We start from the raw sequence: 16,016 nt of genomic DNA on the forward strand, positions 1-16,016 counted from the left end.
CCCAAATTCTAAATAAATTTCACATTGAATTAGGAACGCAAATCTCATCATTCACTAACTTTTTATGAACTCATGAGTTGTGCCAGCGCTGCGAATTTGCGACATAATGAGCCATAAATTCAAACCAATCAAAGCAAGGATAGTACGATGACACTGAGCTGTATTCAACAACCTCACCCACATTTGAATGCGAATTTAGACAATGGCGTACTGACTTTAGCCATCAACCGACCAGAAGCAAAAAACGCGCTGTATGGTGAATTGTATTTGTGGATTGCACAAGCCTTAGATGAAGCAGATCAGTCCAACGCAGTACGTTGTGTAATTTTACGTGGCACAGATGCAGATTTTAGTGCTGGCAATGACATGCAAGACTTTATGAAGTCTGCTGCACTTAAAGGACAACTACCTGCTGCCGAAGGCCCTCCATTCATCTTATTAAAATCTGCAGCTAAGTTTTCTAAACCGCTGATTGCAGCTGTACGTGGGGTGGCAATTGGCATTGGTGTCACAATTCTATTACATGCAGATTTGGTATATAGCGACAATACTGCCCTATTCCAAATTCCATTTGTGAGCTTGGGCTTATCGCCTGAAGGTGCATCAAGCAAACTTCTAGTAGAACAAGCAGGCTATCACAAAGCGGCTGAACTGTTGCTAACTGCACAAAAATTCAATAGCGAAACGGCATTATCGGCAAATTTAGTTAATAGCATTGAAACCGATGTCTATGCAACGGCGCAACAAAAAGCAGCACAATTGGCAGCTTTACCATTGGCATCACTTAAACAATCTAAAGCCCTCATGAAACATAATGTCAATGAAATTGTGGCGTGGATTGACCATGAAGCAGAGATTTTTATGCAACGTGTCGGCTCAGCAGAAATGATGGAAGCGGTGCAGGCCTTTATGCAAAAACGTAAACCTGATTTCAGCCAATTTAATTAAACGTTGTTTAACTGAAATGTACTTACACCCATTTCAAGTAAACTAGACGTTTTAAAACCACATTCATTTTGGCTGAATGTGGTTTTTTCTTTATTCGCCCCCATATTCTGCAATGTGCTATCAATCATTAAAAAATTGAGGAAAATTGTAATGTCTAATCCAAATCCAGCTGATGTTAAAGCTGAAAAAAAAGAACGTTATTTTGAGCCTGCACCACAAGATATTGATATAGAAAACTTTAAAAAAGTCATTCAAAGCCGTCGTTCGGTGCGTAAATTTACCGACAAAGCCATTCCTGTTGAAGTGTTGGATGATTGTTTAGATATGGCTTTATTGGCACCGAACTCATCTAATTTACAACCGTGGACTTTTGTCGTGGTGCAAAACCCTGCCAAGAAGAAACAACTGGTTAAAGCCTGCTTAGGACAGCTTGCTGCTCGCACTGCAGCAGAGCTAATTGTGTGTATTGCACGCACAGACCGTGTTGATGAAATGGCAAAAAAGAACATCAGCGAGTTTCCTTTTCCTGAAGCACCTGCAGCAGTCAAAAAATATTACAAGTTTATTCCTTATAACTACATGACTGGCTACTTAAACGCAGTAGGTAACTTTAAGAAAGTCGCTTTCAAAATTGCACGTAGTTTAGATAAACAATTACCTGTAACTGCATTTAACCCTGCCGATGCCAAACTTTGGGCGAGTAAAACCACTGCACTCGCTTGTGAAAATATGGTCTTGGCCCTTCGCGCACACGGTTTTGATAGCTGTATGATGGAAGGTTTTGATGAGCCGATGGTACGCAAACTCTTAAAACTGAATGAACAACAATTTCCAGTGATGGTGATTGCTGCAGGTGAACGTGCCGAAGATGGTGTCTTTTTCCCGCAATACCGTTTTGACCGTGACCTGTTTATTCAGAAAGTCTAGGGGCTGTTAACATTTCATAAATGGCTTGCGCTGTAGGCTAAAACTGAGCAGATTAGGCATGAAACGCAAGGAATAGCGGGACTATTGCCAAGTTTCATAACGTAATCTCAGAAAGTTTTAGCCACATGAGCAAGAACAAAGCGCTGCTTTGTTTGCTGCGCAAGGGGATGAGCATATTTTTTGCTGCTATTGCGTTATGAGTCAGTCATTTAGAATAACTAAATTTCCTGCCCCATGCCTTATAGCAGCTAAAAAACCTTGCGAGATATATCTCTCACGTCGCAAACATAGATGAAGTGTCAACAGACCCTAATATTTCAACTGTATTTTTAAAACCTAGCCACATTTTGACTCGTGATAAGGCGACAAGGATGTCGCCCGTTAGACTGTAGTACAGGACGTACCATCAGTCTAACAGAGGGCTTTTGTTACTTTTCGCCCGTGAAAAGTAAACTCTATCTACGCAACTTATATTTGCCCCAATCCATATATGAGTGATCGTGCAATTCTATTTTTCTTTAAAAATTGGTATTTAAGTCTTTAAAAATTAATATCTAAAAGTTGCATAAACTCAAAGGCAGGCTCTTCGTAAGGATGGCTTGCCTTGAGCGCTTTTGCGACTGCCTGAGCATTTTGCTCAGGTACAATGGTTTCCACGCGCCATTCGGCAACGTGTTCCAAAGCATCTAACTCGCCAACAAACGGATTTGCTCCTTTTACAGGTTTAAATTGCCCTGTGCCTAAAACCTGCCATGCACAATGTTCATAATTGCCAATTCCACCTGCACCCGCTGCAAAAACCGCCAGTTTAGTTTCTTCAAGATGAGATTCAGGCACATAGTAAATCAGTTTGAGCATATTTAAACTTCGCTATCCATTTCACAATTAATTAGAAATTAGCATAAAAAATTGGGCATCGTTGCTATTTTGGCAACCTATACGCATCATCCAATCCTCAATTTATACAGTTCCCCAAAAAAACTTTAAAGTACGCTTCGCCACAAACTTATCCCCCATTTTGTATGAATTTAGATTTAAAAAGACAAGCCATGTCGCACGCCCCTAGAGCTTTTGTCATTTTTTTGGCATGATGCAAAACAAGCACATAGTGAATAATGATAAATGACTCAAATGCGTTGGTTAGAACTGCTTTCCACAGTTCGAATTGGTAGTAAAAAACAAAGTACAGAACAGGCGCGCAGCCCTTTTCACAAAGATTATGACCGTATTATTTTTTCGCAAAGTTTCAGACAGCTTAACCGTAAAACCCAAGTCCATCCGCTCACTCAACATGATGGTATTCATACTCGCCTGACCCATTCTTTAGAAGTGTCTTGTATTGGACGTTCATTAGGGATGCTGGCTGCAGAAAAAATCAAAGACCACTTGCCAATGTGGATTTCTCCTGCCGATGTCGGTGCGATTATTCAAGCCGCATGTTTGGCACATGATATTGGCAATCCACCTTTCGGACATGCAGGTGAATATGCCATTCGTGAATGGTTTGACGATGCTTCACACGGCAATTTTCTCGCCAAACTGAGTGATGAAGAAGAAGCTGACGTGCGTCAGTTTGAAGGCAATGCGCAAGGTTTACGGCTACTCACCAAAATTGACTATCATCCAAATGATGGCGGCATGCGTTTAACCTATGCCACATTAGGCGCTTATTTAAAATATCCGTGGCTGTCTAAGACCATTGCTGAACAAGGCAACCGCCCTGCCAATCAACGTGATAAATTTGGTTGTTACCAAGCCGAAAAAGAAATTCTCAAACAAATTGCTGAACAGCTTGGACTGATTCAATTGGGCGATTATCACTATTGTCGTCATCCACTCACCTATTTATTGGAAGCGGCGGATGATATTTGCTATGCCTTAATTGATTTAGAAGATGGCATTATTTTAAACATGCTCAGCTATGAAGAAGTGGAGCCGATCTTTTTAAACTTGATTGGTGACTACGGTATTCCTGCAGAACTAGCGATGGCACGTACCACATGGCAACAAAAAATTGCCGCTTTGCGTGGTCGGGTCATGAAGCGTTTAGTCGATGAAGTCACCACAGCGTTTGCCAAACACCATTTTGAAATCCTAATGGGACAACTTAAAGGCAGCCTTTTACAGTATTGCTCAGCAGATATTGAAATTGGTATTAATCGCGCCAAAGACTTAGCGCGTGAGAAAATTTTCGAGCATCCGCAAAAAGCTGGATTGGAAATTATTGCGCATCAAAGTTTACAAAATATTTTGGATGCGTTTATTCCGCTCACCACACCCCATAAAACCCTAAGTTTTAAAGAGCAGCGTTTAATGTCCATCTTGCAACGCTCAGGGGCAGATTTTGCGCATAATCATTATGACAATATCATGCAAGTCTTGGACATTATCTCTAAGTTTTCAGATCACCAAGCCTATAATTTATCGCAAGAATTACAAGGCAATAAGGTTGGTCTGCTATGACGAATCACCTGCATATCAATAACTTATATAATATTGACGTAGAATTTAAGCACGAATTTTGCCTTTTGTGAAAATGCGCTCTACTATGCGAACAGCAACTTATTTTAAATCAATCAGTGAATCACAAATATGATCGGATGTCTTATTGGCGAAGTATTGGCTTTAGAAGCACCAACCGTGTTGCTGAATGTGAATGGTGTGGGCTATGAAATTGACACGCCACTCACCACATTTTGCCAGTTACAAAAGGGGCAGAAAATTACCCTGTGGACGCATTTAGCTGTGCGTGAAGATGCTCAATTGTTATATGGCTTTTTAGAATCCCAAGAAAAAACCATTTTCCGTACTTTACTCAAAGTCAATGGTGTCGGCCCGAAAATGGCGCTAGGTATTTTATCAACCTTGAGTGTCGAATTACTGATTCACACCGTAGAACATGAAGACATCAACACCCTGATTAAAGTACCGGGTGTGGGTAAAAAAACCGCTGAACGCCTGATGATTGAATTACGTGATCGCTTTAAAGCCATGTCCAACGAAGTGAGCAGCAGCAATTCCACTGTGACCCAAATTCAGTTTACAGGCAATTCTGCTGTTGCCGAAGCCGAAGCCGCTTTACAATCTTTAGGTTATAAACCTGCCGAAGCACAAAAACTGATTAATGCAGTTAAGGCCGATTTTACTGAAGCCAGTGATATTATCCGTGCAGCATTAAAGTCGATGAATAAATAAAAGATGCCAACAAACCTAGCGTAAGTTCATCTTTCCAATATTGGATACATGACTGGCGACATGGATGTCGCCCGTTGAGTTGGGGTATAGGGATATACCCTCAACTCAACATAAGATTTTTGTTACTTTTGATCTTTCAAAAGTAAAATCATGCCTTCGCAAAGGCATTTAAACGCAACTCATACTTTGAGGCTGTGCATGCAGCATCAAAATGCCCAGCTCAAGAGATTAGTTAACACGATATGCAAGACCGTCTCATCAGTGGTTCTGAAAAACCCGAAGATCAAATTGATCGCGCCATTCGCCCCACTTCACTCGATGACTATATTGGGCAACCTGTAGTGCGTGAACAAATGGAAATTTTCATTGGTGCAGCCCGTGGACGCGCAGAAGCATTGGACCACACCCTGATTTTTGGACCACCAGGTTTAGGCAAAACCACACTCGCCAATATTATTGCCCGTGAAATGGGCGGCAACCTTAAATCTACTTCAGGGCCTGTCTTAGAGCGCGCAGGCGATTTAGCCGCCATGCTGACCAATCTTGAAGAAGGCGATGTGTTATTTATTGATGAAATTCACCGTCTTTCACCTGTGATTGAAGAAATTTTGTATCCAGCGATGGAAGATTATCAACTGGACATCATGATTGGTGAAGGGCCTGCAGCACGCTCCATTAAACTGGACTTGCCACCATTTACCCTTGTCGCCGCTACCACACGTGCAGGCTTACTCACCTCACCGTTACGTGACCGTTTTGGTATTGTGCAGCGTTTGGAATTTTATTCGGTTGAAGATTTGACCCATATTGTCAAACGCTCGGCGAGTTTAATGGATGTGCCAATGACCGATGCAGGAGCCAATGAAGTCGCTCGTCGTTCACGTGGTACACCACGTATTGCCAACCGATTATTGCGTCGCGTTCGTGACTATGCGCAGGTCAAAGGCACAGGTGAAGTCACGCAAGAGATGGCACAACGTGCGCTAGATATGCTGAATGTCGATAAAGATGGTTTAGATACCTTAGACCGTCGTTATTTATCAATGTTATTAGAGCGTTTTGATGGTGGGCCTGCAGGTGTGGAAGCTTTGGCCGCTGCTATGGCTGAAGACTCTGGCACTTTGGAAGATGTAATTGAACCATACCTAATTCAACAAGGTTATGTAATGCGAACCGCTCGCGGGCGTATTGCGACCAATATGGCGTATTTACAATTTGGGATGACACCGCCAGAGCCAAAAGAAAAATAGCTCAAAGGAAAAAATAGCTTGAAGGGAGCTATCTCCCTTTAAGTTATTAAATATTTAGGTCAATTGGGTCTGTAGATAGACCCTAATTTTCAATAATACGCACATCTTCAACAAGCATTAATTCACACGCGCCCGCCCCTGTATCATGACGGCTTAAAGAACTGCGCCACTGCCACCCATCTGCGGCAGTAACTTCAACCAATTTACCTTTCAAATAAATCAAATCATCTTCATCAATCTGTTTTAACTGTGTCGCAATCGCGGGTGTGGCCGGAATTAAATGCGTATTAGCGCTCAAACTTGCAATCTCTTGCACAGGAATCGGTGGTGCTTGTTCATAACGCCAATGATACCAACGGTTGCTTTGACGAATAGACAACTGTTTATACACTTCAGGCTTGGCCATTTCGTCCCATCCCAAAGCAAAATCGACAGGGCTAAGTTCGGCTTCACGTCCAAAATTATAATTTTCACGTGACAATACCCGAAACTCACCTTCATAGGTTTCCAAAGCTTGAATGGTATAGTCTTTAAATTGATGCACTTGCTGCGATGACTGATAGGTTGTGCTATCCGCAATTCCTCCATCTGGCTGGAACAGCGTCATCCACAACAAATACAATATGGCAATTACCACAAAAAATTTAACTAAACGGCTCATGTGCTGCTCATTGGGGTGGATCATCTGCATGTATCAGGCAGGCAGCTAATTTTAACTTAAAAGCATGTTTGAAATCTTGTGCCATTGGACGAAGCGTTGAGAATGATAAACTGCCACGCTATACACAGCTTGACTTATAGCCCCGATTCACGTCAATTTCATAGACATGGTTTAAGCTATAAGTATTGCTTATCAAACAACTTTGCAACATTGAAGCGGAACATCATTATGGCGAATAAATTTGAATTTAAAATTCGTATCTATATGGAAGATACTGATGCAGGCGGCATTGTTTACCACGCCAATCATATTCGCTTTATGGAACGTACCCGTACCGAATGGCTTCGTGCGTCGGGTGTTGATCATTATTGGCATCAACAAGATTACAACTTTGTCGTACATAAAATTAACGTGAAATATTCACGTCCAATCTTAATGGATGACCTAATTACTGTTACAGCAAGTGTAGTTTCGTGTAAAGCGTCATCATTTGTATTGCAACAAAATATTTATCGTGGTGAAATCATGCTTGCATCTGGCGAGGTTGAATTGGCCTGTCTTGGTTCAGATATGAAACCACGTCGTCTGCCAGATGAAATTCGTAGCCTTATTCTGAAAGAATTAGGACAAGATTAAAAAAATGAATTGGCACATGTAGTAACTATGGCAACACAACTCGAATCATCTCTTCAAGTATCAGATCTTATTTTACAAGCAAGTCCTGTTGTTCAGCTGGTAATGCTCTCGCTGCTTTTAGCATCATTATACAGTTGGTATCTGATTGCCAAGTTACACATGAGCTATAAAAAAGCACAGGCAGATGATCAGCATTTCCAAAAAATCTTCTGGTCTGGTGCAGAATTAAATACGCTTTACAACAACGCACAGCTCAATTCAAAACGTGTCGGTTTGGAAGATATTTTCTATCAAGGCTTAGGTGAGTTTTTAAAACTCAAAAAGCGCCAAGCGCCTGCAACACAAACCATTGAAGGCACAGAACGTATTTTACGTGTCGGTTTAAGCCGCGACCAAGCTCAACTTGAACAAGGCTTAGGTGCATTAGCCAGCATTGGTTCGGTTGCGCCATACGTTGGTTTATTTGGTACCGTCTGGGGCATTATGAATGCCTTTATTGGACTAGCAGATGTCGATCAAGTCACATTGGCAACAGTCGCACCAGGGATTGCCGAAGCCCTCATTGCCACAGCCATTGGTTTATTTGCCGCCATTCCTGCGGTACTTGCCTTTAACCATTACACCGCCAAAGGCGAAGCGATTTATTCTGATCGTGCTTTATTTGCCGAAGAAATGGTGGCTTTATTACAACGTCAATCTTTAGGCAATACTAAGGATCACGACTAATGGCCATTCAACGCTCAGGACGCTTCGAGCGCATTAAGAAACCACTGAAAAGTGACATGAATGTTGTACCTTATATTGATGTCATGTTGGTGTTGCTGGTGATTTTTATGGTCACCGCACCTATGATTACCAGTGGTATTCAGGTCGATTTACCACAAGCCAATGGTAATGCCATTGAATCGAAAAGTGCTATAGCTCAGGTAACTTTAGATAAAGATGGACGTTATTTTTTAGAATATAAAGAACATAAAGCAGAACCTTTAGAATTAGCCCAACTGAAACAAATTTTGACCGAGGCTCAAATTCAAGCCAAAGCTGAAAATAAAGAATTTCAGGTTGTCATTCGTGGGGATAATACACGCCCTTATGGTGATGTGATTGCGTTAATGTCTAACTTACAAGATGCAGGTTTAACCCAAGTTGGATTGCTAACTGAGCCTTTAAAGTAATTTATGAAAGATTTTAAAAAGCCACCTTTTCAACAAAAAGCTATTGCGATTGGGTTCACCGTTGGTGTCCATATTGTCGCTGTGGTCGGCTTGCTTTATTTAGGTATGAGTAAAGCACCTGAGCCACCTAAACCTATTAAAACAGTACTCATTAAACCCGAAGATTTAAAACCCTTATTAGAAACTAAATCTGCTGAAACCACACATGAAAATGTAGCGGAACAAATTACTCAAACTGCTGAGCCTGCGCTTGAACCTGCACCTGTCATTCCAACACCCGCAGCGCCCCCTACTCCGCCTGTGCCTCAACCTGCACCACAGATAGATACACAAAAAGCAGCGCAGGCAGCAGAAGCTCAAGCGCGTGCAGAACGTCAAGCTGCTGAAGCAAACCAAATTGCAGCACAACAAAAAGTCGAAGCTGAACGCTTAAAGGCACAACAGACACGTGCTGAAGAACGTGCGCAACGTGAAGCCGATGCTAAAGCAAAAGCTAAGGCTGATGCTAAAACACGTGCTGAAGCTGAGGCTATACGCCGTAAAGAAGCCGAAGCGCTAAAAAAAGCTGAAGCCGCAGAAAGACGCAAACTTGAAGCCAATGCAGTAGAAAAGCGTAAAGCGGAAGCAGATGCAAAAGCGAAGGCGGATGCCGAGGCAAAACGTAAAGCCGCGGCAGATGCTAAAGCCAAAGCAGACACAGAGGCAAAACGTAAAGCCGCGGCAGATGCTAAAGCCAAAGCAGACGCAGAGGCAAAACGTAAAGCCGCGGCAGACGCTAAAGCCAAAGCTGACGCAGAGGCAAAACGTAAAGCTGCAGCAGACGCTAAAGCCAAAGCGGACGCAGAAGCAAAACGTAAAGCAGATGCCGATGCAAAAGCCAAGGCAGATGCCGAAGCGAAGGCTCGTGCTGATGCAGAAGCCAAAGCATCTGCCGCTAAACAAGCCGCAGAAGAAGCAGCACAGAAAAAAGCTGAGGTACGCCGTATTACTTCAACAGCTAAACGTGATTTTGAAAATAAAATCAAACGTGCGTGGGATACCCCTGTGGGTTCATCGGGCAAACGTGCAACTGCGCGTGTAACTCTAAGTGACAGTGGTGCAGTGCAATCTGTAGTGGTCAATTCCAGTGACCCAGACATGAAAGCCAGTGTAGAAGCTGCGGTTCGTGCTGCTGCGCCTTATCCAATGCCATCTGACCCAGATGCACGCCGTGAAGCACGTAGCTTCACCTCAACCTTTACGGCACAATAAGCTAAAATGGTCTGAGTAAAATCATTTACTCAGACTCTCCCCTATAAAAATATTCACGACTTTAAATAAATTTCATTTTTCACAGTGTTATAACAGTTTTATTATACATTCATGCTTTCATTCCCAATAAAGCATGCCATTATGTACAACAATTACATCCAAAAAAGTTATGTTGATTAGAGAAAATAGCGAATGATGGAAACAACGCGTAAACACCTACTTTGCCTTGCCGTTTTAACTGCACTCAGCCCAGTTTTAAGCACACAATCTTTTGCCCAACTGCATCTAGAAATTGCCAAAGCACCAGAAGAAGCACCACAAATTGCGATTGTGCCATTTGGAAACGATCAAAGCATTTATCCCATTGTAGAAAACGATTTAAACCGTTCAGGCAAATTCACCAGTTCATCTAAAAACCTTGCTGCAACTGCAAGCATGAACAATCCAAATGCAGCTGCATGGCAAGCCGCAGGTGTACCTTATGTGGTGATGGGAAATGTCAAAGCCACTGCAGAAGGCGGTTATGAAGTTCATTACCAACTTTATGATGTGCAAAAACAGCAATACTTATTGAATGAATTATTAAGCGTGCCTGCGTCACGCGTACGTTCTGCTGCACACATGATCAGTGATGCCATTTATGAAGCACTCACGGGCATTAAAGGTGACTTTAGCGGACGCATTGCTTATGTACTGCGCAACCCTGCAACACCTGAACAACGCTATACCCTGCAAATTGCCGATACTGATGGTGAACAGCCTAAAACCATTTTGACTTCGCGTGATCCTATTTTATCGCCTGCGTGGACACCAGATGCCAAAAAAATTGCCTATGTGTCGTTTGAAACCAAACGCCCTGCTATTTATGTGCAAGATTTGGCGACAGGTCAGCGTGAAAAATTAGCCAGTTTCCGTGGTTTAAATGGTGCTCCAAGCTTCTCACCAGATGGTCAAAGTATGTTGTTTACCGCATCCATGCATGGCAATCCAGAAATTTATCAAATGAATTTAAGCACCCGTGAACTGCGACGCATGACCAATGACAGTGCGATTGATACCGAAGCACGTTATGCACCAGATGGTAAATCATTTATTTACACTTCAGATCGTGGTGGTTCCGCACAAATTTATCGTTATGACTTTGCCACAGGCAGCAGCAAACGCCTAACCTTCCGCGGTGCATTTAACGCACGTGGTACGCTCAGTGCCGATGGTCGTAAACTGGCATTGGTGCATCGCCCAAGTGGCAGTAATTACAAAGTCGCAATTCAAGACATCAACACCAATATCACCAATATTTTAACCCCAACCAGTTTGGATGAGTCGCCAAGCTTCTCACCAAATGGGCAAATGGTGGTGTATGCAACGCGCGAAGGCGCACGTGGCTTATTGTCAATTATGTCTTTAGACGGTCGCTTCCGCATGAACTTACCTAGTGAACAAGGTGAAGTGCGTGAACCTGCGTGGGCACCAAAATAATGAGTACCCGCAAGGTAAACACTTTTCAGTTCTGTTTTAAAACCAAAAATCAAGCTTCATGGAGATGAGGATGAACGCAGTTAAATTATTGGTACTCCCTGTTTTGGCATCGGCTTTAGTGATGACAGGTTGTGCAAACCGCAAACCAACGACTGACTCACAAGCAGGTCAAACACCAAGTGGTGCAACTACAGTCAACACCCAAGGTTTGAGTGAAGATGCAGCTTTAAATGCACAAAACCTTGCAGGTGCATCTGCCAAAGGTGTAACCGAAGCCAACAAAGCTTTCTTGGCAAAGCGCGTGGTGCATTTTGACTACGACAGCAGCGAATTATCTAATGATGATTACCAGACCCTACAAGCACATGCACAGTTTCTAATGGCGAATGCCAACTCTAAAGTAGCGCTTACAGGTCATACCGATGAACGCGGTACCCGTGAATATAACATGGCTTTGGGTGAGCGTCGTGCTAAAGCGGTTGAAAGCTTTTTGATCACCAACGGTGTCAATGCTGGTCAGCTTGAAGCTGTGAGTTATGGCAAAGAAATGCCAGTCAATCCAGGGCACGATGAAAATGCCTGGAAAGAAAACCGTCGTGTAGAAATTAACTATGAAGCCGTACCGCCATTATTGAAATAATAATTTGCTGTTTGGGAAAAACTCGTTTAGAACGTGTTTCCCCAATACGAAAAAAGCGCTCTTTATTACAAGGGCGCTTTTTTATGACATAAAAAACTGGGCGAACGAATATTTTAAAAACTAACAGATAAGTGCAGAAATACAGCTTTGCTTCAGTTATTCCGACTCGGCATCAGCTTTTGCAGTTTGCATAGATTCAATCAAATCATGCTTGTTAAACTTTTTATATTCAGGTTTAGACTCGTAATCTTTCCAAGCGGCTTTCATCTTGTCCTCAGAAATATCGTCTAAACTAATCCCTTCGCTTGGCGTTGGAGTCGCATCAAACTTTAACGTTGTCATATCTGTGCTCCTATCTCAAATTAAATCCTTCACATCAACATAGCACTTTCTGCAGGACTTGCAAGGGTAAAATCACAGCAAATAGTCGAGTTTAATTTTTCTTTTAACGCGTTCTCATCTAAACTATTGCAGCATATTGTTATCCTCATTTTTGCAGTTATTCGGAGTTTTCCAGTCATGTCATACCGTACCCTTTCCCAATTTCTAAAACAACAAACTGGAAATTTAACACCCGAACTTGCTCAAGTAATTGAAACCATTGCCAATACCTGTAAGACTATTGATCAAACATTACAAAAAGGTGCTTTGGCAGGTGTATTAGGCAGTGCACAAAATGAAAACGTACAAGGCGAAGAACAAAAGAAATTAGATGTCATTTCAAATGATTATTTAATTGAAGCATTACAAAAACACCCAAATGTTGGTGGTTTGGCTTCTGAAGAATTAGATGAATTCACCCCTGCTCAAGAAAATGGTCAATATTTAGTCTTGTTTGACCCACTAGATGGCTCAAGCAACATCGACATCAATATGTGTGTGGGTACAATTTTCTCCATTTTACCTGCAAAAAATGCGGTGACTCAGGCTGCAGACTTTATGCAAGCAGGCACACAACAAGTGGCAGCAGGTTATGTTCTTTATGGCCCATCCACTATGATGGCGCTCACTGTTGGTGCAGGCGTGGTGTTCTTTACCTTTGATCCGGAAAGCCAAGAATTTTTAGTGACTGCAGACAATATTCAAGTTGCAGCAGACACCAAAGAATACGCCATTAACGCATCTAACCAACGTCACTGGGAAGCGCCTGTAAAACGCTATATCGATGAACTTTTGGCAGGCAAGACTGGCCCACGTGAAAAAGATTTCAACATGCGCTGGGTAGCATGTATGGTGGGTGATATTCACCGTATCCTTTGTCGTAGCGGTATTTTCATGTATCCATACGACTTAAAAGACCCAAAAAAAGCAGGCCGTTTACGCTTAATGTATGAAGCCAACCCGATGAGCATGCTCATGGAACAAGCTGGTGGTGCTGCAACTACAGGCCGTGTGCGTATTTTAGATATTGAACCAACCGACCTGCATCAACGTGTACCTGTCATTATTGGTTCAAAAAATGAAGTCGATTTAGTCAGCAGCTATCATTAATCATTTTTCAATAACAGCAATTGGTATTGCGCCAATTGCTGTGGATTTTATCGCATGCCTACGATTTTTTTAGAATCAAAAGATAACCCAAAAATTAAACACTTACGTGGTTTAATTGAGCAAAATAGCTATCGTAAAAAACAAGGACAAACTGTGCTTGAAGGCACGCACTTGTGTCTTGCGTGGTTACATGAAAATAAAAAGATCAATTCGATTTTCACTACAGAACATGCACTCAGCCATCCCGACTATGAGCGTATTTTGGCAAAATATACTGGCGCAGTCTTTGTTATTAGTGAATCGTTATACAAAGATTTAAGCACTTTAGGTACTTCATTAGCTTGTTTAGCCATTGTCGATTTACCAAGCTCAAGTCAAACGCTGGACTTTAAAGCAGACACGCTGATTTTAGAAAATGTGCAAGACCCAGGCAATGTCGGTACCTTATTACGTTCTGCCGCCGCAGCTGGGATTGAACAAATTATTTGCACCAAAGGTTCTGCATCACTATGGTCACCACGTGTGTTACGTGCAGGCATGGGCGCGCACTTTAGCTTACAGACTTTTGAAAATGTCACACTGGAAGAGGTTTTACCGCAATTTCAGATTCCGGTATATGTAACCAGCTCACACCATGCAGAAAGCTTGTACAGCAAAAACTTGCGTAAAGCCTGCGTCTGGATTTTAGGTAATGAAGGACAAGGTGTGTCCGATTATGCCTTACAGCATGCAGAAGCGGTAAGTATTCCACAACCAGGTGGACAGGAATCTTTGAATGTGGCAATTGCAGGCTCAATCTGTTTCTTTGAAATGGTACGCCAACGTCTGTAAATGGTTAATTTATTTTAAAAAGACTAGCCCTGCAAAAAAAATAGATTAGACTGAAAATAATAACTTGCAATGTCAACCAAACCATTGTTTTTAGCGTTATAAAAATATGATGTTAAAAATAATGGTGGGTATCCAATGACAGGATTTTCCATCTCTATGGATTTAAACCCGAAGTCGTCACACTCGGAAAATTTGAGTGCTCTAAAGAGTACGGCTGAGCAACGTCTGAAGAATTTCATGCAAGACGTAACGGGGCGTGCCTTAGTGATGATGGAAAGTGCAACGCAAGGACAGCACGGCATTGCTATGGATTTGGTGCAAGAAGCCTTTATTTCCTTGCATAAATCTTATGCTGACAAAGCCACAGAGGAATGGTATCCCCTGTTTTACACCATTTTAAATAACAAATTACAAGATTGGCGTCGTAAAGAAGCACGACGCGCTCAACCGTTTTCATGGTTCAAAAAAATCAGTTTAGATGATGACGATGTTGAACAACTTGATATTGTCGATGAGCAAGCACTCAATCCTGCAGAGTTTTTAGATCAAGCTGTGACTGTAGAAGAAATTCAGGCAGCAATTGCGGGGCTTCCTGTGCGGCAACAACAAGCTTTTATGTTACGTGCTTGGGAAGGTTTTGATACGCAAACCACCGCACAAATTATGAACTGCACTGAAGGCAGTGTAAAAACGCATTATCACCGTGCCATTCAAGCCTTACGCAATAGTTTGGCACATATGAATCCAAATCTGGGAGGGTCATCAGAATGAAACAAGATGATTTCTTAAAGCAAGTCACTTCCAAACTAGATGGGCTCGCTCACCATCATCAAGACAAAGCAGCGGTCATGAACCATGTCTTAGATCATATTCAAGACAAGAAAAGCTCGCGCTATGGACTCTGGAAAATGTCAGGCTTTGCTTTGGCAGCAGCAATTGCAGGTTTTGTGGTCTTGCCAAACTCAATGGAAATGACCACAGCACCACAAAATCAAGCTGTTTCTGTACCTAAACTTTCTCCACAAATGGTGGAAGATTTAGAAATGTTAATGGTGTTAGGTGAGGACAAAGTTCCACATGGCAGCTAAGCGAATTGTATTTGCGTTTTGTGCACTTGGTTTTCTGCAAACCAGTTTTGCAGGGTTCGAGCGTTTTTGGATTTTTTCCAAAGATGCTGACACGCAAATTGCAGAAACTTGGGAAACGCTGTCAGAAGAAGAACAGATGGCACTAATTAAGCGTTATCAAAATCTGAAAGAAATCCCTGCAGATAAAAGTGTGGCTTTACAACAACGCATGGATTGGTTTACCCAATTGCCTGAAAGTGAAAAGCAAAAAATGCGTGAAATCTGGCAGAAAATGAGTACGCAAGAACGCAGAGAATTAGGTCAACGGCTACAACAAGCTACTCCAGAGCAACGCCCCTTGATTCGTCAGGAATACATTCTTAAATATCAGCAGCCTGCAATGAGTCACTAATTTTATCTGTTCATGGATAATAGAAAGTACTTGAAGTCACCAATAACAAAAGC

General features: G+C 42.2%; 19 protein-coding genes. 16 read left to right on the forward strand and 3 right to left on the reverse strand.

Features of this window, described 5'->3' with window-relative positions; translation table 11 throughout:
• Positions 1 to 147: 147 nt before the first annotated feature.
• Positions 148 to 948, forward strand: a complete 801-nt coding sequence (locus tag FTV43_RS00415) for an enoyl-CoA hydratase-related protein (RefSeq protein ID WP_096901116.1) — start codon at positions 148 to 150, stop codon at positions 946 to 948.
• A 150-nt stretch (positions 949 to 1,098) separates the two neighbouring features.
• Positions 1,099 to 1,875, forward strand: coding sequence for a nitroreductase family protein (locus FTV43_RS00420; protein ID WP_178318846.1), 777 nt, complete (start codon positions 1,099 to 1,101; stop codon positions 1,873 to 1,875).
• A 540-nt stretch (positions 1,876 to 2,415) separates the two neighbouring features.
• Here FTV43_RS00420 and FTV43_RS00425 read toward each other — a convergent pair.
• Entirely contained in the window at positions 2,416 to 2,733 is a 318-nt protein-coding gene (locus tag FTV43_RS00425) for an NGG1p interacting factor NIF3 (RefSeq protein ID WP_167845893.1), read from the reverse strand.
• 264 nt (positions 2,734 to 2,997) lie between these two features.
• On the opposite strand from FTV43_RS00425, the gene FTV43_RS00430 reads away from it, so the two are divergent.
• The 3 genes from FTV43_RS00430 to ruvB all read left to right on the forward strand — a co-directional run bounded on the left by FTV43_RS00430 (position 2,998) and on the right by ruvB (position 6,320).
• Entirely contained in the window at positions 2,998 to 4,338 is a 1,341-nt protein-coding gene (locus FTV43_RS00430) for a deoxyguanosinetriphosphate triphosphohydrolase (RefSeq protein ID WP_019837718.1), read from the forward strand.
• A 129-nt stretch (positions 4,339 to 4,467) separates the two neighbouring features.
• Positions 4,468 to 5,070, forward strand: a complete 603-nt coding sequence (gene ruvA / locus FTV43_RS00435; protein WP_179994627.1) for a Holliday junction branch migration protein RuvA — start codon at positions 4,468 to 4,470, stop codon at positions 5,068 to 5,070.
• A gap of 242 nt (positions 5,071 to 5,312) precedes the next feature.
• Positions 5,313 to 6,320, forward strand: coding sequence for a Holliday junction branch migration DNA helicase RuvB (gene ruvB, locus FTV43_RS00440; protein ID WP_004971787.1), 1,008 nt, complete (start codon positions 5,313 to 5,315; stop codon positions 6,318 to 6,320).
• An 82-nt stretch (positions 6,321 to 6,402) separates the two neighbouring features.
• Here the strand turns inward: ruvB and FTV43_RS00445 are convergent, their stop codons facing one another.
• Positions 6,403 to 6,981, reverse strand: a complete 579-nt coding sequence (locus tag FTV43_RS00445; protein ID WP_179994628.1) for a hypothetical protein — start codon at positions 6,979 to 6,981, stop codon at positions 6,403 to 6,405.
• Between the two features lie 228 nt (positions 6,982 to 7,209).
• On the opposite strand from FTV43_RS00445, the gene ybgC reads away from it, so the two are divergent.
• The 6 genes from ybgC (at position 7,210) to pal (ending at position 12,162) form a co-directional block, all read left to right on the forward strand.
• Positions 7,210 to 7,617 (forward strand): tol-pal system-associated acyl-CoA thioesterase, encoded by a 408-nt coding sequence (gene ybgC, locus FTV43_RS00450; protein ID WP_004971791.1) that lies wholly within the window; start codon positions 7,210 to 7,212, stop codon positions 7,615 to 7,617.
• Between the two features lie 27 nt (positions 7,618 to 7,644).
• Entirely contained in the window at positions 7,645 to 8,343 is a 699-nt protein-coding gene (tolQ, locus tag FTV43_RS00455; protein ID WP_104851739.1) for a protein TolQ, read from the forward strand.
• Positions 8,343 to 8,792, forward strand: coding sequence for a protein TolR (gene tolR, locus FTV43_RS00460; RefSeq protein WP_168525762.1), 450 nt, complete (start codon positions 8,343 to 8,345; stop codon positions 8,790 to 8,792). Before tolQ ends, tolR begins: the two co-directional genes overlap by 1 nt.
• A 3-nt stretch (positions 8,793 to 8,795) precedes the next feature.
• Entirely contained in the window at positions 8,796 to 10,043 is a 1,248-nt protein-coding gene (gene tolA / locus FTV43_RS00465) for a cell envelope integrity protein TolA (RefSeq protein WP_179994629.1), read from the forward strand.
• Positions 10,044 to 10,238: 195 nt separating this feature from the next.
• Entirely contained in the window at positions 10,239 to 11,522 is a 1,284-nt protein-coding gene (gene tolB, locus FTV43_RS00470) for a Tol-Pal system beta propeller repeat protein TolB (RefSeq protein ID WP_179994730.1), read from the forward strand.
• 70 nt (positions 11,523 to 11,592) lie between these two features.
• The gene (pal, locus tag FTV43_RS00475; RefSeq protein WP_104851736.1) at positions 11,593 to 12,162 is read left to right on the forward strand and encodes a peptidoglycan-associated lipoprotein Pal; all 570 of its coding nucleotides are present in this window, start codon (positions 11,593 to 11,595) and stop codon (positions 12,160 to 12,162) included.
• A gap of 156 nt (positions 12,163 to 12,318) precedes the next feature.
• Here pal and FTV43_RS00480 read toward each other — a convergent pair whose 3' ends face one another.
• Positions 12,319 to 12,504 (reverse strand): NF038105 family protein, encoded by a 186-nt coding sequence (locus FTV43_RS00480; protein ID WP_004971800.1) that lies wholly within the window; start codon positions 12,502 to 12,504, stop codon positions 12,319 to 12,321.
• Between the two features lie 177 nt (positions 12,505 to 12,681).
• On the opposite strand from FTV43_RS00480, the gene FTV43_RS00485 reads away from it, so the two are divergent.
• The 5 genes from FTV43_RS00485 (at position 12,682) to FTV43_RS00505 (ending at position 15,963) form a co-directional block, all read left to right on the forward strand.
• Positions 12,682 to 13,653, forward strand: coding sequence for a class 1 fructose-bisphosphatase (locus tag FTV43_RS00485; protein WP_179994630.1), 972 nt, complete (start codon positions 12,682 to 12,684; stop codon positions 13,651 to 13,653).
• A gap of 54 nt (positions 13,654 to 13,707) precedes the next feature.
• Positions 13,708 to 14,484, forward strand: a complete 777-nt coding sequence (locus FTV43_RS00490; protein WP_070154119.1) for an RNA methyltransferase — start codon at positions 13,708 to 13,710, stop codon at positions 14,482 to 14,484.
• 156 nt (positions 14,485 to 14,640) lie between these two features.
• Positions 14,641 to 15,255, forward strand: a complete 615-nt coding sequence (locus FTV43_RS00495) for an RNA polymerase sigma factor (RefSeq protein WP_179994731.1) — start codon at positions 14,641 to 14,643, stop codon at positions 15,253 to 15,255.
• Complete coding sequence (locus FTV43_RS00500; protein WP_168417773.1) at positions 15,252 to 15,572, forward strand: hypothetical protein; 321 nt, start codon at positions 15,252 to 15,254, stop codon at positions 15,570 to 15,572. The genes FTV43_RS00495 and FTV43_RS00500 overlap by 4 nt, the downstream gene beginning before the upstream one ends.
• Positions 15,562 to 15,963, forward strand: a complete 402-nt coding sequence (locus FTV43_RS00505; protein ID WP_179994631.1) for a DUF3106 domain-containing protein — start codon at positions 15,562 to 15,564, stop codon at positions 15,961 to 15,963. The genes FTV43_RS00500 and FTV43_RS00505 overlap by 11 nt, the downstream gene beginning before the upstream one ends.
• Positions 15,964 to 16,016: the final 53 nt, after the last annotated feature.

Origin of the sequence: Acinetobacter sp. YH16053 (genome assembly GCF_013417035.1) — a bacterium.
Taxonomy (GTDB): Bacteria; Pseudomonadota; Gammaproteobacteria; order Pseudomonadales; family Moraxellaceae; genus Acinetobacter; species Acinetobacter towneri.

Excerpts from the sequence above, each read along its gene's own strand:
- ruvA (WP_179994627.1), top strand. The coding sequence starts at position 4,468 with ATGATCGGATGTCTTATTGGCGAAGTATTGGCTTTAGAAGCACCAACC.
- tolR (WP_168525762.1), top strand. The coding sequence starts at position 8,343 with ATGGCCATTCAACGCTCAGGACGCTTCGAGCGCATTAAGAAACCACTG.
- tolA (WP_179994629.1), top strand. The coding sequence starts at position 8,796 with ATGAAAGATTTTAAAAAGCCACCTTTTCAACAAAAAGCTATTGCGATT.
- FTV43_RS00500 (WP_168417773.1), top strand. The coding sequence starts at position 15,252 with ATGAAACAAGATGATTTCTTAAAGCAAGTCACTTCCAAACTAGATGGG.
- ruvB (WP_004971787.1), top strand. The coding sequence starts at position 5,313 with ATGCAAGACCGTCTCATCAGTGGTTCTGAAAAACCCGAAGATCAAATT.
- FTV43_RS00415 (WP_096901116.1), top strand. The coding sequence starts at position 148 with ATGACACTGAGCTGTATTCAACAACCTCACCCACATTTGAATGCGAAT.
- FTV43_RS00445 (WP_179994628.1), bottom strand. The coding sequence starts at position 6,981 with ATGAGCCGTTTAGTTAAATTTTTTGTGGTAATTGCCATATTGTATTTG.
- FTV43_RS00490 (WP_070154119.1), top strand. The coding sequence starts at position 13,708 with ATGCCTACGATTTTTTTAGAATCAAAAGATAACCCAAAAATTAAACAC.
- ybgC (WP_004971791.1), top strand. The coding sequence starts at position 7,210 with ATGGCGAATAAATTTGAATTTAAAATTCGTATCTATATGGAAGATACT.
- tolB (WP_179994730.1), top strand. The coding sequence starts at position 10,239 with ATGGAAACAACGCGTAAACACCTACTTTGCCTTGCCGTTTTAACTGCA.
- pal (WP_104851736.1), top strand. The coding sequence starts at position 11,593 with ATGAACGCAGTTAAATTATTGGTACTCCCTGTTTTGGCATCGGCTTTA.
- FTV43_RS00480 (WP_004971800.1), bottom strand. The coding sequence starts at position 12,504 with ATGACAACGTTAAAGTTTGATGCGACTCCAACGCCAAGCGAAGGGATT.
- FTV43_RS00425 (WP_167845893.1), bottom strand. The coding sequence starts at position 2,733 with ATGCTCAAACTGATTTACTATGTGCCTGAATCTCATCTTGAAGAAACT.
- FTV43_RS00420 (WP_178318846.1), top strand. The coding sequence starts at position 1,099 with ATGTCTAATCCAAATCCAGCTGATGTTAAAGCTGAAAAAAAAGAACGT.
- tolQ (WP_104851739.1), top strand. The coding sequence starts at position 7,645 with ATGGCAACACAACTCGAATCATCTCTTCAAGTATCAGATCTTATTTTA.
- FTV43_RS00495 (WP_179994731.1), top strand. The coding sequence starts at position 14,641 with ATGGATTTAAACCCGAAGTCGTCACACTCGGAAAATTTGAGTGCTCTA.
- FTV43_RS00430 (WP_019837718.1), top strand. The coding sequence starts at position 2,998 with ATGACTCAAATGCGTTGGTTAGAACTGCTTTCCACAGTTCGAATTGGT.
- FTV43_RS00505 (WP_179994631.1), top strand. The coding sequence starts at position 15,562 with ATGGCAGCTAAGCGAATTGTATTTGCGTTTTGTGCACTTGGTTTTCTG.
- FTV43_RS00485 (WP_179994630.1), top strand. The coding sequence starts at position 12,682 with ATGTCATACCGTACCCTTTCCCAATTTCTAAAACAACAAACTGGAAAT.